Source organism: Telluribacter roseus (assembly GCF_017355915.2).
In the GTDB taxonomy this organism is placed as follows: Bacteria; Bacteroidota; Bacteroidia; order Cytophagales; family Spirosomataceae; genus Telluribacter.
The window spans coordinates 70,684-88,436 of the sequence record NZ_JAFEUV020000005.1 but is presented as its reverse complement, the minus strand read 5'-3'; the positions used below and the strand labels follow the sequence as shown (position 1 = coordinate 88,436).

Annotated in this window: 14 protein-coding genes; 6 read left to right on the top strand and 8 right to left on the bottom strand. The window is 50.7% G+C overall.

Annotated elements, in window-relative coordinates; translation table 11 throughout:
- The first annotated feature begins 1 nt into the window (after position 1).
- Both JTN23_RS11305 and JTN23_RS11300 read left to right on the top strand, forming a co-directional pair.
- The gene (locus tag JTN23_RS11305) at positions 2-637 is read left to right on the top strand and encodes a gluconate 2-dehydrogenase subunit 3 family protein (RefSeq protein ID WP_247234934.1); all 636 of its coding nucleotides are present in this window, start codon (positions 2-4) and stop codon (positions 635-637) included.
- 154 nt (positions 638-791) lie between these two features.
- A complete protein-coding gene (locus tag JTN23_RS11300; RefSeq protein ID WP_247234933.1) occupies positions 792-2,192 on the top strand; it encodes a T9SS type B sorting domain-containing protein in 1,401 nt (466 codons plus the stop codon).
- A 53-nt stretch (positions 2,193-2,245) separates the two neighbouring features.
- On the opposite strand, the gene JTN23_RS11295 is transcribed toward JTN23_RS11300, so the two are convergent.
- From JTN23_RS11295 to folP, 6 genes are all read right to left on the bottom strand, one after another.
- Entirely contained in the window at positions 2,246-3,871 is a 1,626-nt protein-coding gene (locus JTN23_RS11295) for an ABC-F family ATP-binding cassette domain-containing protein (protein WP_247234932.1), read from the bottom strand.
- A gap of 361 nt (positions 3,872-4,232) precedes the next feature.
- The gene (locus tag JTN23_RS11290; RefSeq protein ID WP_247234931.1) at positions 4,233-5,507 is read right to left on the bottom strand and encodes a lactonase family protein; all 1,275 of its coding nucleotides are present in this window, start codon (positions 5,505-5,507) and stop codon (positions 4,233-4,235) included.
- 145 nt (positions 5,508-5,652) lie between these two features.
- Positions 5,653-8,451, bottom strand: coding sequence for a S9 family peptidase (locus JTN23_RS11285; RefSeq protein ID WP_247234930.1), 2,799 nt, complete (start codon positions 8,449-8,451; stop codon positions 5,653-5,655).
- 95 nt (positions 8,452-8,546) lie between these two features.
- Positions 8,547-8,804 carry a 30S ribosomal protein S20 gene (gene rpsT / locus JTN23_RS11280; RefSeq protein ID WP_247234929.1) on the bottom strand — a complete coding sequence of 86 codons (258 nt, stop codon included), beginning with the start codon at positions 8,802-8,804 and terminating at the stop codon, positions 8,547-8,549.
- A 169-nt stretch (positions 8,805-8,973) separates the two neighbouring features.
- The gene (gene cdaA, locus JTN23_RS11275) at positions 8,974-9,783 is read right to left on the bottom strand and encodes a diadenylate cyclase CdaA (RefSeq protein ID WP_247234928.1); all 810 of its coding nucleotides are present in this window, start codon (positions 9,781-9,783) and stop codon (positions 8,974-8,976) included.
- Positions 9,784-9,824: 41 nt separating this feature from the next.
- Positions 9,825-10,700 carry a dihydropteroate synthase gene (gene folP, locus JTN23_RS11270; protein WP_247234927.1) on the bottom strand — a complete coding sequence of 292 codons (876 nt, stop codon included), beginning with the start codon at positions 10,698-10,700 and terminating at the stop codon, positions 9,825-9,827.
- A gap of 13 nt (positions 10,701-10,713) precedes the next feature.
- Here folP and JTN23_RS11265 point away from each other — a divergent pair, with 13 nt between their 5' ends.
- The 3 genes from JTN23_RS11265 to JTN23_RS11255 all read left to right on the top strand — a co-directional run bounded on the left by JTN23_RS11265 (position 10,714) and on the right by JTN23_RS11255 (position 12,949).
- Positions 10,714-11,259 carry a DUF1599 domain-containing protein gene (locus JTN23_RS11265; RefSeq protein ID WP_247234926.1) on the top strand — a complete coding sequence of 182 codons (546 nt, stop codon included), beginning with the start codon at positions 10,714-10,716 and terminating at the stop codon, positions 11,257-11,259.
- Positions 11,260-11,339: 80 nt separating this feature from the next.
- The gene (locus JTN23_RS11260) at positions 11,340-12,434 is read left to right on the top strand and encodes a BT_3928 family protein (protein ID WP_247234925.1); all 1,095 of its coding nucleotides are present in this window, start codon (positions 11,340-11,342) and stop codon (positions 12,432-12,434) included.
- A gap of 8 nt (positions 12,435-12,442) precedes the next feature.
- Positions 12,443-12,949, top strand: coding sequence for a shikimate kinase (locus JTN23_RS11255; protein WP_247234924.1), 507 nt, complete (start codon positions 12,443-12,445; stop codon positions 12,947-12,949).
- Between the two features lie 96 nt (positions 12,950-13,045).
- On the opposite strand, the gene JTN23_RS11250 is transcribed toward JTN23_RS11255, so the two are convergent.
- Both JTN23_RS11250 and JTN23_RS11245 read right to left on the bottom strand, forming a co-directional pair.
- A complete protein-coding gene (locus tag JTN23_RS11250) occupies positions 13,046-14,590 on the bottom strand; it encodes a hypothetical protein (RefSeq protein ID WP_247234923.1) in 1,545 nt (514 codons plus the stop codon).
- A gap of 138 nt (positions 14,591-14,728) precedes the next feature.
- Positions 14,729-16,069 carry a hypothetical protein gene (locus tag JTN23_RS11245; RefSeq protein WP_247234922.1) on the bottom strand — a complete coding sequence of 447 codons (1,341 nt, stop codon included), beginning with the start codon at positions 16,067-16,069 and terminating at the stop codon, positions 14,729-14,731.
- A 179-nt stretch (positions 16,070-16,248) separates the two neighbouring features.
- Here JTN23_RS11245 and proS point away from each other — a divergent pair, with 179 nt between their 5' ends.
- Positions 16,249-17,724, top strand: a complete 1,476-nt coding sequence (gene proS / locus JTN23_RS11240) for a proline--tRNA ligase (RefSeq protein ID WP_247234921.1) — start codon at positions 16,249-16,251, stop codon at positions 17,722-17,724.
- Positions 17,725-17,753: the final 29 nt, after the last annotated feature.

Genomic DNA, 17,753 nt, shown 5'->3' with positions numbered 1-17,753 from the left:
GATGAAACGTAGAGATTCATTAAAAGCCCTTACTATCAGCTCGCTGGGCGTGGTAGGGCTCAATCCTCAGGAGACACTGGCTGAAAGAAGAGAGCTGGAAACCTCGCTTCCTGACGATCCCATAAAAGTACCCGGTGGCCGTCAGAAAGAAGAGGCAATCCGGGATGCCAAACTCATGAAGGAGAAGTTTTTTACTCCTCAGGAGCTGGCTACGGTAACTGTACTCGCTGATATCATTATTCCGGCTGATAGCAAGTCAGGTAGTGCCTCACAGGCGGGTGTACCTGCCTTTATCGAGTTCATGATGAAGGACCTCCCCCAGTGGCAGACGCCCATGCGCGGAGGTCTGCGCTGGCTGGATGTGGAGTCGCGTAAGCGCTTCAACAAACCCTTTACGGGAGCTACCAAGGCCCAGCAGATTCAACTGGTTGATGATATAGCCTACCCCGGAAAAGCCAAGCCCGAGATGAGCCAGGGAGTAGCTTTCTTTAGCCTGATGCGCAACTTTACGGCTACTGGCTTTTACACCAGCCAGATGGGTATCAAGGATATCGGCTACATGGGAAATACGCCTAACCAGTGGGAAGGTGTACCTGCCGACGTTCTGAAGCAGTACGGCGTTAGCTACGACTCATAGGTAAAGCCAATCCTACTTATATCAGAAGCGGAGAATAATTATTCTCCGCTTTTTTATTTACTTTCAATTATTATTTCTGGATGAGCTAGTATTGAACTGGAGACAAGTGACGGGGAGGGTCTATACACATCGGGAGTGGTCAATTCGACTACTCATGGTTATCTTCATTTTCCTGACCAGCCTGCAACTGGGAGCCTCCTACGGCTATGCCCAGTGCCCAAGTACTATCCCCGATTTATTCACCTACGGTACCGGTACTACTGCCGTCATAGATATAGAGGAGTGTCTGCCGCGCAAGATAAAAGCCAGACCTACCCTGGAGGGCGTTACCAACGTCAGAACCATCTTCGACTACCAGGGAGGCCCCCTGCGTCCGGAAAATCTCAAAACGGACTCCATCCATACTTATACCCGCCCCGGAACCTACACCCTGGTACAACTGTCGGAGAAAGAGGGCGTTAAACTGATTGGATGTGCCAAAGTAGTAGTCAACGATACCCTGTCCCCGAAGGTACGGCTATCCGCCTGTACAGATGGTACGGTACAGGTCCTGTTCGATGCCAACCAGCCCTCACAGTACTACGCGTACTGGGTAGACTGGGGTGATGGTACCATTTCGGAAGTACCCGGCTCGCATAAGACTACCAGCCATCGATACAGCAACAACCGTTCCTACACCATCGCGGCATGGGGAGTGCAGCGGCTCGGGATGTGTAAAGGCAGCATGGCCTTCTTACAGTATTCGCCCTCTCAACCCATTGCTCCACCCCTAATCAAGGAGCTAAGTACCGCCAGCAGTACCCAAGCGGAGCTGGTAATTGAGAATCCGCTGGCTACCGAGGTGACGGTAATGCTGGAAAGGCCTGATGGTACCTTTGCATCAACGGGGGTAAAGACGCGGAGGGAGAAAGATCAAGTGAAGGTGAGTGTTACTAATGCTTTAGAAAGTACCTGCTTTCGTCTGGAAGCATCCGATGCCTGCTTGGCCGGTACCTACCAATCCGAAGTAGTATGTACAGCGGTACTTGATCTTACCGAACAACCGGAGCATACCCAGCTATCCTGGCAAACCCGACAGGCGGCTACAAATCAGCGAATGGAACTGATGAAGGATGGTGCTCTCTGGAAGGAGGTCACGTCAGCGGGAGCAACCCGTACAGTAGATGACACAGATCTTAGCTGTGGTAAGGAACATTGCTACCAGCTACGGATCGTAAGCTCCACTTCCATTATAACTTCTTCCATCCGCTGTCGCAGGACGCCTACTTCCTTTTGTAGTACATCCACTTTATACATTCCGGAAGCATTCAGCCCCAACAACGACGGAGTCAACGACTACTTTGAGATCAAGGGCGAACTACCTGCCGACTTCCATCTGTCGGTTTATAATCAGTGGGGGACTATCATATATCACTCGACCAATCCGGCTAACTCCTGGGACGGCAAGAGTCAGGATACTCCCCTACCTCCCGGCCAGTACCCTTACGTGATCCGGATCAGAGATGCCAAAGGGAATGACTACCGAAGAACGGGTACTGTACTGATCATAAAATAAAAAAGGGGACCTTACAAGGTCCCCTTTCTGCTAGATAATGTATCAGCCGTACCTTAGGCAGGTACGCCATAAAGCGCCTGACGCTGCTCCTTCACGGTAGCATCCTGCAGGAACTCGTCGTAATTCATCAGTTTATCCAGCATACCCTTAGGCGCGATCTCGATGATACGGTTTGCTACGGTCTGTATGAACTGGTGGTCATGTGAATAGAATAGTACATTACCAGAGAAGTCAATCAGGCCGTTGTTAAGCGCCGTGATTGACTCCAGGTCGAGGTGGTTGGTAGGGTCGTCCATTACCAGCACGTTGGCACCCGAAAGCATCATGCGTGACAGCATACAACGTACTTTTTCACCTCCTGACAGTACCGTTGCCTTCTTAAGGGATTCTTCGCCTGAGAACAACATACGTCCCAGGAAGCCACGGATAAAGCTCTCGTCCTTCTCGGTTGAGTACTGACGCAGCCAGTCAACCAGGTTCAGGTCAGTCTGGAAGAACTCAGTAGGATCTTTCGGGAAATAGGCGTTGGTTACGGTCACCCCCCAGGTGAAGGTACCTGAGTCAGCCTTCTGCTCACCCATGATGATATCGAACAGGGTACTTACCGCCAGCATATTACGGCCGGTGAAAGCAATCTTGTCCCCCTTATTTACGGTAAAGCTCAGATTCTTGAACAGGTACGTTCCGTCCTCGGCTTTCTTAGACAGGCCCTCCACCCGCAGGATCTGGTCTCCTACCTCACGCTCAGGCTTGAACGCCACGTAAGGGTACTTCCGCGATGAAGGCTTGATATCATCCACCGAAATCTTCTCCAGCAACTTCTGACGTGACGTAGCCTGCTTGGACTTGGAAGCATTGGCACTGAATCGACGGATAAATTCCTCGAGTTCCTTACGCTTATCCTCGGCCTTCTTGTTAGCATCCTGGCGCTGTTTCAGAGCCAGCTGGCTCGACTCGTACCAGAAGGTATAGTTACCGGTGTACATCTGTACCTTACTGAAATCAATATCCACAATGTGCGTACACACCTGATCCAGGAAGTGACGGTCGTGCGATACTACGATTACTGTATTTCTGAAATCGGCCAGGAAGTTTTCCAGCCAGAGCACCGTATCGATGTCCAGGTTGTTGGTAGGCTCATCCAGGAGTAGTACATCAGGATTTCCAAACAGGGCCTGCGCCAAAAGTACCTTTACTTTGTCGTTTGCATTAAGGTCACCCATTATGGTGTAGTGATACTCTTCGGAGATACCCAGCCCGCTTAGTAACTGAGCCGCTTCGCTCTCAGCATCCCAGCCGTTTACATCCGCAAATTCAGCTTCCAGTTCAGCAGCACGCTCACCATCGGCATCGGTAAAATCTTCTTTGGCATAAATGGCCTCGCGTTCCTTCATGATGCGGTACAGCTTCTCATGCCCCAGTATCACCGTATCCATAACGGTATACTCATCATACCCGTACTGGTCCTGCTTCAAAACGGCCAGACGCTCACCCGGATTCATGCTTATTGTGCCCGTTTGCGCTTCTATCTCGCCTGATAATATTTTCAAAAAGGTAGACTTACCCGCCCCATTGGCTCCGATAACACCATAGCAGTTGCCCGGGACGAACTTTATATTTACTTCATCAAAAAGCACCCGTTTTCCGTACCGTAGCGATACGTTCTGAACCGTGATCATGTATAGTTGTATTTTTTAATGTATGAAAGTGCAAATTTACTAAAAACTGGAGTAAAAAATAAGCCTTTATCTATCCTAAACCTTTCTTTAAGAAGATGATATACAATTGGGTCTAAAGTACTCCTTATATGTAGCAATTTTCACTAAAATAAGGTTCAGTATCAGGCCGAAACTTAGCGTAAATGAGTTATATCCTCCCTTATATCCGGTGAAGCATAGTACTGCAACAACAGCTCCAAAAAGCATACAAATCGCTATCGTTTAACATACCTATAACCTAATAAGGCGGTACTGCCAGTATGAAACAGAAAAGGCCGATGGATGATCCATCGGCCTTTTTATATAAAGTATCCTGATCAGATCAGGGAATCACACGAATGGTGTGACATCCGCGCTCTACGCTGATTTTGCCAGGCTGCTTGGTCAGCTTGGGGCTATCGCCCTTGCTTACGCTCCAGAACTCGATACCACCGGTACGGTCACCAAAGTCGAGGTATTCGTAGATAGCTACCGCCAGGTTAGACCCGTCCTTATCAAAGGCAATGCTCTGCGGCATGATACCTTCTACGGGATAGTCGGCTACTTTGGTCATAGCTCCGTCAGCGCCTACTTTCAGCAGTGTCAGTGAGCTACCTCCACCTGCGTTGGCTTCGGTCCAGGGCTGGACACTCTTACCCACGTTAGCCGTTACGATCATATTACCTTCCGGATTGATCGCGAATGCTCCGGGGTTAAGCCCAACGGGCGTTTTGCTAACTACCTTATGCTCAGCCGAGCCATCCAGTGAGAACTCAACAACCATCAGTTCACCTTCGCCGGTGGCTTTGCCTACCGCGCCTTTGGTATCCAGTACAAAGTAGTGCTTGCCATCAGCAGAGAATTTACCAGTGGCAGGATTATCGCCCGCTTTGAAAGGCTTACCTACCATTTCAATGTTCTTCAGCTTACCACCATCACGAACAATACGGTACAGACCTACTTCTTTGGTCTGATCCAGGGTCACGGCCAGGTAGTTTCCGGTCGGATGGAACGACAGGTCAATGATACGGGCACTATCAAGCTGAGCCGGCAGGTGCGCCAGACGGGTTGGTTTTCCGTCATCGTTTACTTCCAGGAATACCAGTTCTTTACCGGCTTCGCTGGTAGCTACCATCAGCTCATTTTTGTTGATGTCAATGGCAGTAGGATTTTTACCCACGGCAAACGCAAACTTCTGCTTGGGAGCTGCCAGATTGACGATATCCACTACGGTGAGTTTCTGACCTTCCGGAAACTCCTTCATGGCATCTTTGTACTCAGAAACATCTTCTGAAGGACTCACGCGAGCATCCAGAACAAAGGCTAAGCCTCCTGTTTTGGGTACTGCTATACTCTTGCTATAAGTCAGTGCTGAATTGGAAACTATGATACTTTCGAAGGTTTTACCTCCTCTTTGTAAAGGAAACTTGATCGAGGTCAGTTTGTCTTTTACGGCGTTATCCCGAAGAAGTTTACCATCAATAAAAGCCGAAGCTGCCATATCCGCATCGGATATAGCCACCATGCCTCGGGCATTAAAAGTAATCGGCGAAGTCTGAGCAGCTGCCGGGACGGCTCCCATTGCCACAAGACCTGCTAGCATTGCAATTTTTTTCATACAATCAGGAATGGTTTAGTGTTAATTGTGTAAAGAATTAAAGCTACGTTAGCCACTCAAAATAAACCTTGTAGTCGCTTTAGTTACACGACTACAAGGCTGTCATTATTGCAATCTATCAAAAAAAGCTCTTAAAAACCAACAATTACTCGTATTTCATGTCCCATCTTTCCTTATCCAGCACGGTTCGTCCCTGCTTCATCCAGGCTGGCTGAGGCGCATCTTTGAGGTAGTAATCAAAGAACTGATACATTCGGATGCTCAGGTCTTTCATGTTAGGCCGTTTGGTAAGATTATGGTCTTCTTCATTGTATACCAGCATCCAAACCGGCTTGTTAAGCCGACGCAGGGCTGAGAAAAACTCGATCCCCTGGTACCAGGGTACTGCTCCGTCGGCATCGTTATGCATCATGAGCAACGGGGTCTGGATTCGGTCCGCATAAAACAGGGGAGAGTTCTCCAGGTAGTACATGGGTTTCTCCCAGAGGGTACCACCTATGCGGCTCTGGGTTTGTTCGTACTGGAACATCCGGCTCATACCGGTACCCCAGCGTATACCGCCGTAGGCACTGGTCATGTTGGCTACCGGAGCCCCGGCCATAGCAGCTTTGAACATGTTGGTCTGGGTAATGAGGTAGGCGGTCTGGTACCCGCCCCAGCTTTGCCCCTGAATACCTACTCTTTCCCGGTCAACGTAGCCCCTATTGATCAGGTCCAGTACTCCGGTAACGATGCAATCGTAGGCGTTCTTGCCGGGTGTACCGCCACTATATACTATATCCGGCACAAATACTAGGTACCCGTTCGATACGCAATAGGGTATATTGATGGTAGAGCGACTGGGCGAAGGGTTACGCGGCATGTGCAGCGTCTCGGCGTTACGCTCGTAGTAGTACACCAGCATGGGGTACTTCTTACCAGGGTCAAAGCCTTCGGGCTTGAAGAGCAGACCTTCCAGCCGGGTTCCCTGCGCACTGAGCCACGACACCAGCTCCACGTTCCCCCAACGGATACTATCCATCTGGGCGGTCAGGCCGGTTAGCTTCTGGGGCTGCTTCCAGTCTTTACCCACGTAGTACAGTTCGTTGGCCTGATTGTAATTTCCTTTCTGAAACAGGTACACCTTTTCTTCTTTGGCCTTGCTTATGGAGCTGGGCTGGTAGTAGAAAGCTTCTTTCACGATCAGAGCAGGTGCCGTATTTGCTTTAAAGTTCAGCAGTCCCGTTTGCTTATCCTTTTCCCAGATTCCCGCCAGCAGCAGCTCCTGATCAGCCGGAATGGTGGGATTTTCTTCATTAAGATGTACATAGCGCAGCTTTACTCTTTCCTTACGTCCGTAGTCTCCTGTAATGACTTTGGGCTTCTCCTTCTGGGTAGGATCCAGTTGCCAGATATCGTAGCGGTCATATACCCAGAAGTACCGGTCGTCCCTGGTCCAGCCGGCGGCACCGTAGGCGCTGGCAAAGCTGGGGGAATCGTGCTCCTCGTCCTGGAATGCCACCGGCAGCCCCCGCGTTAGTTCAATGGTCTTCTGTGACTTTATGTCGTAAGCTTTCCATACGGTATCCCGCTCGCTAAACCAGGTCACGTACTTACCAGCAGGCGATAGTTCGGCCTGTCCCACCACATCCTGCGCAATCAGCGTAGTGGTGCCGGTATTGGTATTGATCAGGTAGAAGTCGGTATGCCCCAGGTCCCATGAGCTTATGCGCTGGTAGCTCAGGTTGCTGGTACCCAGCAGGTAAGGATGGTTGTTCCTGTAATCCACCTCCACGGTAGGTACCTCCGCACTACCGGCCTGTACCATTTTGCGGGAGGTGATATCATAAAAGGCCACGAAGCTGCGCTCACTTTCCTGCTTCTTCTGCTTTGCCTGCATGGGCTGTAGCTTAGGGTCAGTCCAGCTCCATACATCCACGCGCGAAAGCTCCTCGTCCAATCGGGTAGTATCTTTCAGCGAAGCCAGTGCCAGCGGAGCCGTTCCGAAGTACAGCCGTCGGCCATCATCCGAAAAGCGCGGCTCGCGGTACTCCGATACCGACCATCCCGCCGGATAGGCTTTGGTGGTAGTATCGGCGACCAGGAGTGCAGTGGCATCCTGCAAGCGGCGGAAGTACAGGGCAAACTTCTTTACTTCGGCATTGGCACTATCGGCCGAGGCCATCCAGGCAGCCTGATCACCGGCCTTATTTACCGCCAGATTCTTGTACTGCTTAAAGCGTGAGCTGGTATCCAGCTGCACCAGGGACTTGTTACCGGTCCGGAAAGCAAATACCCCCCTAACCTGTGACGAGTCATGCAGCGCTTCGCGCGCCAGCACCACCGCGCCTCCCCGCTCGGCCATCCGGTATTCGCTGACAAAGTCAAAATGGGTTGCGCCCGTTCCATCCAACTGCATCAGGGTAAGGCGGTCGCCCTTGGGTGCCTTTTTGCCTTTTGGAGCCTTGGCTGCTTTTTTGGTGGTATCAGCTGCCGTCAGTGCTTTGGCGTCGACAAGTACGGCCAGCCAGTTACCTGCTTCTTTGGGCAGGGCAAACGACTTGATATGGCGGTAGTAGCGGCGCTGGTCGTTGTCGAGGCGGAGTACCAGCAGGCTATCCTTAGGCATCAGATCCGCCTTTAGTTTCTTCTTTTTCGCCTGACGATTGTCTTCATGCTTAGGCTTGATCCGGGCTATCAGGTAGGCTTCATCCGGGGAGAATTGAGCCGAATGGCCTCTTTCAATCCTATACTTACGGTTTTGTCGCGGCGACTCTACAACGAGTACACCGTCACCTTCCTGGGGGTTTATCTCGTAGGATACCCAGTTTCCTTTTTGGGATAACTGACTCCGCTGTACGGTTTTCCAGTGGTCATAGTCAGCGTGGGTTAAACTTCGCTTCGCAACTTGTGCCTCCACAGCCGAGCCGAGCAGGAGTAGCACAAGCAGGTAAACAACTCTCATGGTATTGGTCTTTGGGTTGGTGAATGAATAAAACAGTAAACCCCGACAGCAATAAGCCGTCGGGGTCCAAATTTCTTTATCTGGTAGTGCTTGTATTAAGCAGCTAGTGAGTTTACGAACTTAGCCAGCTTCGACTTCTGGTTAGCAGCCTTATTCTTGTGAATCACGTTTTTCTTAGCCAGACGATCCAGCATAGAAGATACTGTCTTATATAGTACTGAAGCAGCTTCCTTCTCGTGAGTTCCCTTTAGTTTCTTGATATAAGAACGAGTAGTTTTGTGCTGGTAACGATTACGCAGACGCTTGGTTTCGTTGGCACGAATACGCTTTAATGCAGACTTATGATTTGCCATTTTTAAAATGATGTTTTTCTATTCTTGAAAAGGTCTGCAAAAATAGGCATATCTACCTTAAATGCAAAATTTTGATTGCAATTATATTCTATTTTCAACGTTTACCCCAGCTGCTTCCCCTCTGACCTCCCCTCTCCTAAGGCCTTTATATCTCAGCGGCTTATCCTGGCTAGTTCTTAGTGGGCGGACGCTGTGTGTCTGACAGCAGATATTCTTTCAGTCGTATCTCCAGCTCAGAGGGCGGGATGTTGTTGTACAATTCCCCTTCTACCGCCAGCGAAATACGTCCGGTCTGTTCCGATATAACCACCACGGCCGCATCGGTTGTTTCGCTCATACCGATGGCAGCCCGGTGCCTGAATCCCAGTGCCGACGGTACATCGTCGCCATCAGCCACAGGCAGTACACAGCGTGCCGCCTTAAGCCGCCCCTCCTCGATAATAACGGCACCGTCGTGCAGTGCGCTATATTGGTTGAATAGGGAGATCAGCAGCGGCTTGGACACCCGGGCATCAAGCTGCTCCCCGGTCAGGATAAACTTCTCGAGGTCGTCTTTCTTCTTGATGACAATCAGGGCACCACTAAAGTCAGCCGAAATGTTACGGCTCGCGTCTACTACTTCTTTCAGGGTCTGGGTGTGTACACTGGCTTCGGCGGCTCCGAATACTCTGGCGAGCAGTCGGTTGTTAGAAAATACCGTAGACTTGCCGATAATCAGCAGAAAGCGCCGGATCTCCTGCTGGAAGATCACGATCAGAGCAATAGCTCCCACTCCCATAAAGTATTCCAGAATGGCCGTCAGCAGCTCCAGCCCCAACCCTTTGACAATTAGGTAAAAGATATACACCAGCAGGTACCCCAGGAATACCCGGCTGGCAATACTGCCCCGAACGAGGTCGTAAATCTGATAAAGTAAGAATGCAACTAGTAGTATATCAAGCAGGTCGGTCCATTGAACAGACAGAAAGCCAATGCGCATAGTGATGTGGAAATTAATTATGGGCCTAAATTATCATTTTTCTAATCCTTAGACACTGTCAGCTGCCAAAGTTTAACGGCTTCGGCGGCTTCTCTCACATCATGTACCCGCAATATATCCGCCCCCTGCTGCAAAGCCAGGGTATTCAATACAGTAGTACCATTCAGGGCCTCTTCGGCTGTTACACCCAGCGTACGCCATACCATTGACTTTCTTGAAACGCCCACCAGCAGCGGACACCCGAGCTGATGAAACTCGCTCAGGCTCCGCATGAGTCTGAAGTTCTGCGCTACGGTCTTGGCAAATCCAAAGCCCGGATCAATGATGATATCGGCCACTCCTTTCTGCCGTAGTTCCACCAGTTTTTGCTGTAGCTCTTTCAGGATATCAGGTACCAGCCGCTCGTAGTTGGCAAGCTTGGTCATGGTCTGGGGAGTACCCCGCATGTGCATCAATACATAAGGTACTTTGAGGGCCGCTACGGTATCAAACATAGCCGCGTCCAGAGTACCTCCCGACACGTCATTGATGATATCAGCACCGGCCCGTACCGCCTCTAGGGCTACGCCCGCTCTGAAGGTATCCACCGAAATAAGCGCATCCGGTACATGCTTACGGATGCTTTGGATCACCGGCAGTACCCGGTCCAGCTCTTCGGCCTGGCTTACCTCCAGCGCACCGGGGCGGGTGGAGTAGCCCCCTATATCCAGAATAGCAGCGCCCTGCTCGTACGTCCCTCCTGCCCGTTGCAGTACCTCATCCGGACTGGTGCTGACCCGGCCTCCCTTAAAAAACGAATCAGGTGTAATATTAAGAATACCCATGATCAGAGGTGGTGAAAGCTCCACCAGTCGTCCCCCTACATTGAGCGTTTTTTTTATATCTTGCGACGTATTAATCTTTAAATCGCTACTCATACTTTTAACTGCTGTGAAATCTACCGAAGCGGAATATCAGGAGATCATCCGACATTGCCAAGACCTTTTTGAAAAGAAAAACAAAGACTACGGTACCTCGTGGCGGATCCTGCGCCTGCCATCTATCACCGATCAGATATTTATCAAAGCCCAGCGTATCCGCACCATTCAGGAAAAAGGAGTCCAGAAAGTGGAGGATAATATCTCGGGGGAGTTTATCGGCATCATCAACTACTGCGTGATGGCCCTGATCCAGATCGCCCTGGACCAGAAGCCCGGCGAACTTGGCTCCGATGAACTCAGCCGCCTGTACAACGAGCAAGTAGAAGAAGTAAAACAACTACTCTTCAACAAAAACCACGACTACGGTGAGGCCTGGCGGGATATGCGCGTGAGCTCCATGACGGACATCATCCTGATGAAGCTGCTGCGCATCAAGCAGATCGAGGACAACCAGGGGCATACGCTGGTATCGGAGGGGGTTAAGTCGGGCTACCAGGATATCATCAACTATTCAGTATTCTGTCTGATCAAGTCCAACGCGCTGCACACGAATTGAACAGCTACAGATTTCTGAACACCTCCGGCAATAAATCAGCCGGTTTGTACTTTGCTATATAAACCCTCTTTGATTCTATCATGAAGATTGTTGCTCAAATAGCCCGCATAGTAGTAGGAGTCATATTTATTTTCTCGGGACTGATCAAATTGAACGATCCCGTTGGTACCCAGATCAAGCTGGAAGAGTACTTTGAAGTATTTGCGGCCGATGTACCTGCCCTGCATGACTTTTTCATAGCGCTCGTACCCTATGCCCTGTACCTCTCCGTATTCCTTTGCGCGGCCGAGGTGATTCTGGGCGTAGCCCTGCTGGTCAGCTACAAGCCCAAAACGGTATCCTGGCTGCTGCTGATCATTATCGTGTTCTTTACGTTCCTGACGTTCTACTCAGCCTACTTCAATAAGGTCACCGACTGTGGCTGCTTCGGGGATGCCATTAAGCTCAAACCATGGACTTCCTTCGGCAAGGATATATTCCTGCTGGCCCTGATCCTGCTGATCCTCTGGCAACGCCACCAGTTCAGGGCGCTCCCTACGGGTATAATAGTCGTTATAGCTACGGTATTCTCGCTGGGTATTGCCTTCTATGCCATCCGGCACCTGCCCATTCTGGACCTGCTTCCTTACAAGGTGGGAGCTAACATCCCGCAGCAGATGCAGCCCTCGGAGCCACTCCGCTACAAGTATGTATTTGAAAAGGATGGTAAGGAATACGAGTACGAGCAGTTCCCGTCGGATACTACCTACAAGTTCAAGGAGATGGTAGTGCTGAACGAGAACGCCAAGCCCAAGATTACCGACTACCGCACCTGGAACGACGAAGGAGACTTTACGCAGGCTACCTTCGAAGGCAAGAAGCTGTTTATCATTATCAAGAACCTGAAAGACCTGAACCTGGCGGCATTCCCGGATCTTCGCAAGCTGGTGACAGAAGTAAAAGCGCAGGGTATCGAGCCAGTTATCCTGACCTCGGCCAGTGGTAGCGATATCGAGAAGTTCATCAAAGCGCAGCAACTCAATGTACCTTACTACTATGCGGATGCTACCGTACTGAAGACCATCTCCCGCTCAAACCCGGGCATATGGCTGCTCAGCGAGGGTACCGTCAAAGGCAAGTGGCACTACAACGATACGCCTACCACGGAAGAAGTAGTAGAGAAAGCAAACAGCTAATAGCGTCGATGAAGAATATTTTTCTGATAGGCATGCCTTCATCGGGCAAATCTACTCTGGGCAAAAAGCTGGCCAAGGAACTTTGGTACCGGTTTGTAGATATGGATAAGCTCATCGTCAAAGATCAGCAGATGAGTATCCCCGAGATCTTCGCTCAGAAGGGAGAAGGGTACTTCAGGGAGGTGGAGAGCCGCATCCTCAAAGCTACCTTACCCAACCGCGGATTAGTAATAGCGACCGGAGGCGGAGTACCCTGTTTTTTTGACAACATGGATTTTATCAAAGACAACGGAGTAAGCGTATTCTTGGATGTACCGCCTGCTGTACTGGCCCGGCGGATTGAAAGCCACGGTCAGGACGATCGCCCGCTGCTGTCAGGGGTTTCGTCACTGGAAAATGAGCTTTCCCAGAAGTACGAAGCCCGGCTCCCCTACTACTCCCGGGCCGACCTCACCGTATCGGGCGAAACGGACATTGACACGCTCCTGTACCTGATCAGGCCGTACTTACAGTAGCTTTTTACTATCGTTATACAATCTTACGATAAACAGGAAGGGCTCCCGTATGGCGGGAGCCCTTCCTGTTTATACTTTATCAAAGTTACTTTGTTCTCAGAAGAACGTACCCAGTGTCACTATGATGTTGGTATTACGATTGCTGATGTCTACCGATGCATAGTCATTGGGGTTGTTCAGCACGTAAGGCGTAAACGTCGACTTGAAGGTATAGTAGGTACCTGTAACATCAATAAAGAAGCGTTCGCTACGGAAACCCACTCCACCCGAGAACAGCAGCTTGCTCCGGTCCAGACCATCCAGCATGGTACGATACGGATCACCCAGGTAAGCCACTCCAGCGCGGGCCCGGAACTGATTCATACGAGCCTCTCCACCCAACCGTACATTGACGGTGTTGTTGAACGTGTTTCTGATCTCGTTGTTGTTCTCATTACGGAAGTTCGTGTTATCAATCCCACTCAGGTTACGCGAGTTGACACGCATGCCCCGGAAGCCAACGTACTCAACGGTACCGGTCAGGAAGCCATTGGTACCAAAGAAGTAGGTAGCTCCACCCGATGCCCGTAGCGGGCTGGTGATATTATACTCAAAATCGTTGGGAGCCAGTGGGATCCGGGTGATATCCGGTACAAAGGTTGTCTGATTATCCGCAGGTATACCTATTACATCCACTGAGGCCACCTCATTGAAGGTTTCGCGCAATCCCATAAAGGTAGGTGATGTAATCGATCCACCGAGCTGTAAGGCTGGTGTAGCCCGGTAAATAACTCCCAGGGTACCATTGAATCCATTGCCGGTCACGTTCAGGTCTTCACTGTGGGTGAGCCCCCTGAATACTTGTCCCGCCGTATAGCGTTCATTCAGGGTATGCGTGTAGCTGTAGTTGATCCGGTTGAATCCTAACGAAAGTCCAATATACAGCTTATCGGCGTAGTTACCGGCGTAGGCAAAGTTCCATTGCGAATGGGCGCCGGTTGACTCAAAAGTACCCATCTGGTCGGTGGGGCTATTGCGGTCATAGCGGAAGTACGGTGGCCCTACTGCCGTAGAGGGATTGAGAAGATACAGCTGGTAGTAGGCACCTTCCAGCGAGTAAGCCTCATTGACGTTAGGATTGTAATCGTCGGCATCCAGACGCTCCGCCGAGATGTTACGGGCATTGGCCTGCTCTACTGCGTAGTCGCCGAAAGACGAGCGGTTATTGGTTCCCCGGTACGTAAACAGGTTCTGGAATGACTGCTGACGGGAGAAGGATATACCAATAGAGGTACGCTTCCACTTACGGTTATAGCTCTGGGGGTTGCCGGCTATAACGAGCGAGGCATGAGCCAGATTAGGTGTGGTCTTTCCATCGGTAGTAGTTTGTCCGATGTAGCTACCGCGGGTGTTGATGTTGGTAAAGGCCGGACTTATACTCAACTCTGAGCGATTGTAAAACCCAAGACCTGCCGGGTTTCCTGCGATTGAGCTGGCGTCTCCACCCAGTGAGGCCTGGTTACCGCCAATTCCCTGAAAGCGCGCCGTACCTGTCTGAAACATTTCGGAGAACCGTAACGCATCGTACGCATATTGTGCCTGAGTGGGCAGAGACAGCAGCAGCGCCGCCAGACCTCCCAGCCATTTTCCTTTTTTTTTCATGGACCTTATTTAGTATAGTAGTTCAAAAAGCTGTTTGATATAAAAACGAAAGACCCCGCAAAATATCACATTCTACGGGGTCTTTGTATATAACTCACTTCGGTGAATCTTGTTTCACCTATTTTCACTCAACTCTTATCATCTTGGACCACGTGATCGCGGAGCACTGCTTCCACCACCGCCGCCGCCACCGGATGGCATAGAGGCTGGTGCACTGCTACGCGGGCTGCTCTGGCCTCCCCACGAAGGAGAAGATTGACGCGAAGGAGCCTGGTAGGTAGAGTTACTGCGCGTTCCGCTATCGTAGGTTCTGGACGATGGCTGGCTGCTGGTACCGTAGCTACGGCTCGTTCCGGTGCTTCCCGAGTAGGTTCCGCTGCTGTTGGAGCGAGGACGTGAATAGTAGTAATCACCATTGGACGAAGACCTGCGGGACTCGCTGCCTGAGTAGGTAGAAGTACCTTCAGCACTTGAACGTCCTGTGCTGCTGTTACCTCCGTAGTAGGTTCCGCTGCTGTTGCTTCTAGGACGAGCGTAGTAAGCATCGCTGCTGGTAGTACCACGGGAGTTGGTAGCTGCTGAATTATCGTATCCGGCATTGGCTCCCTGACGACCGGCGGCATTGGCGTTAGCGTTACGGCTGCTACGGGTGGTGTTTACAAAGCCACGGTTGTAGGTATCAGTACTGCGGCCGGTGGCACTTCCACGGGGTCCGTAAGTACGACGATACTCGTTACGATCGCTGTTATTGTTTACAATTACCACCGGACGGTTGTAGGCCCATGGGTTAAAACCATACCCATACATGCCTCCATACATACCACCGAATGGACTACCCCAGCTGTTCATGCCCCAGAAAGGATCACCCATTCCGTACATGCCATAGCCATAAGGCATACCAAATCCGCCATAGGCCATTGAAGACCCCCAGAACGGATCAAAGCCCCACGGACGATACATACCCCAGGGGCTATACCCCATGCGGCCCATACCGTACATGCCACCCATGCCGATAAACGGACTAAATCCGAGGCGCATAGAACGATTGACACCTACCTGGAAGCCCATGCGGAAAGCCGCACTGCTACCGGGCCAGAAGCCTCCGTAGGAATTCATGAAAAATGGATCAAAAACGGCAGTCTGTCCGGCTATATAGCCCTCGCGGAAACCAGCGTTATATCCTACTTCATCCGAAACAGGACGCTGCACCTTGCGAGATGACAGATAGTTTTCATCATAGTAATCGGTGGTACCTTCGTTAGCGGCAACACCATCAGTAGATTGGAAATCAGGATTGTCGTAGCGACTACGGGCTTCGTTGGCAGGACGATTTCTCACGGCTACCTCAACATCAGATGAGTTGCCGTAGAGGTCATCATACTCTACCCCGGAGCGCGATGCATATTGGTTGGAGGAACAACCCCAAACCCCTATGAGAGCAACCACCGACAAGTACTTCACATTTCGTAAGGTAGTCATGGCACAATCGGGTTATATTCTATTAATTAACTATAAAATTCCTAAATATGTTCCTGTTTTTTACTCAACGATTGAGGAACTTCGCTAAGTACAAATATAGCATAAAAAACTATCTTTGCAACCTTTAACTGTATTTGCCTGGCAATACGTCACCTATTGTATACTAACTACTACTACTCATGAGTAAAGCCTTACCTTCTCGTAGCGAAAACTACTCCGAATGGTACAATGAACTGGTAAGAAGGGCCGACCTGGCCGAAAATTCAGCCGTACGCGGTTGCATGGTTATCAAACCCTACGGATACTCAATCTGGGAAAAAATGCAGCGGGCTCTGGACGACATGTTCAAGGAGACCGGCCATACCAACGCGTACTTTCCTCTTTTTATCCCAAAATCCTATCTTAGCAAAGAAGCCGACCACGTGGAGGGTTTTGCCAAGGAGTGTGCCGTCGTTACCCACTACCGTTTGAAGAATGACCCCGAAGGCAAGGGAGTGGTTGTAGACCCTGATGCAAAATTAGAAGAAGAATTAATTGTGCGGCCTACATCGGAGACCGTTATCTGGAGTACTTATAAAAACTGGATCCAGTCGTACCGCGACCTGCCGCTACTTATCAACCAGTGGGCCAACGTCGTACGCTGGGAAATGCGCACGCGTCTGTTCCTGCGGACGGCGGAGTTTCTGTGGCAGGAAGGCCATACAGCGCACGCTACTGCTCAGGAGGCCATAGCCGAAACGGAGCAGATGCTGGAGGTATACGCTACCTTCGCCGAAGAGTGGATGGCAGTACCTGTGGTGCGTGGCGTAAAAACGCCTAACGAGCGCTTCGCCGGCGCACTGGAAACGTACTGCATCGAAGCACTTATGCAGGACGGCAAAGCGCTGCAGGCCGGTACATCCCACTTCCTGGGCCAGAACTTCGCCAAGGCATTTGATGTGAAGTTCCAGGACCGCGACGGTAAGCTCGAGCACGTGTGGGGTACCTCATGGGGTGTAAGTACCCGCCTGATGGGGGCACTCATCATGGCTCACTCCGACGACAGCGGACTGGTACTGCCACCCAAGCTGGCTCCCATACAGGTGGTGATCGTACCTATATTCAAGAATGACGAACAACTGGGCCAACTGCGCAAGAAGGCCGACGAGATCCGGAAGGAGCTCAAGAAGATGGGCATCAGTGTGAAGTTTGACGACAGCGACGCCAACAAGCCCGGCTGGAAATTTGCCGAGTACGAGCTTCGTGGAGTACCTGTGCGCCTGGCGATGGGTATGCGCGATCTGGAAAATGGTACCGTTGAAGTGGCCCGCCGCGATACCAAAACCAAGGAGACGGTATCACTGGAAGGTATCTCTACCTACATCAGCAATCTGCTGGATGACATTCAGCAGTCTATCTACAACAAGGCGCTGGCCTTCCGGGAGGAGAATACTACTAAGGTTGATACCTACGAGGAATTTAAAGCAGTACTGGACGGGAAAGCTGGGTTTGTGCTCGCCCACTGGGATGGTACTCCTGAAACCGAAGAGAAGATCAAGGAAGAGACCAAGGCAACCATTCGTTGTATACCTCTCAATGCTCCCGAAGAAGAAGGTACCTGTATCTATACCGGTAAGCCTTCCAGCCGACGGGTTATGTTTGCACGTTCTTACTAATTTTATCAGAACAATGGTGAACAATTTAG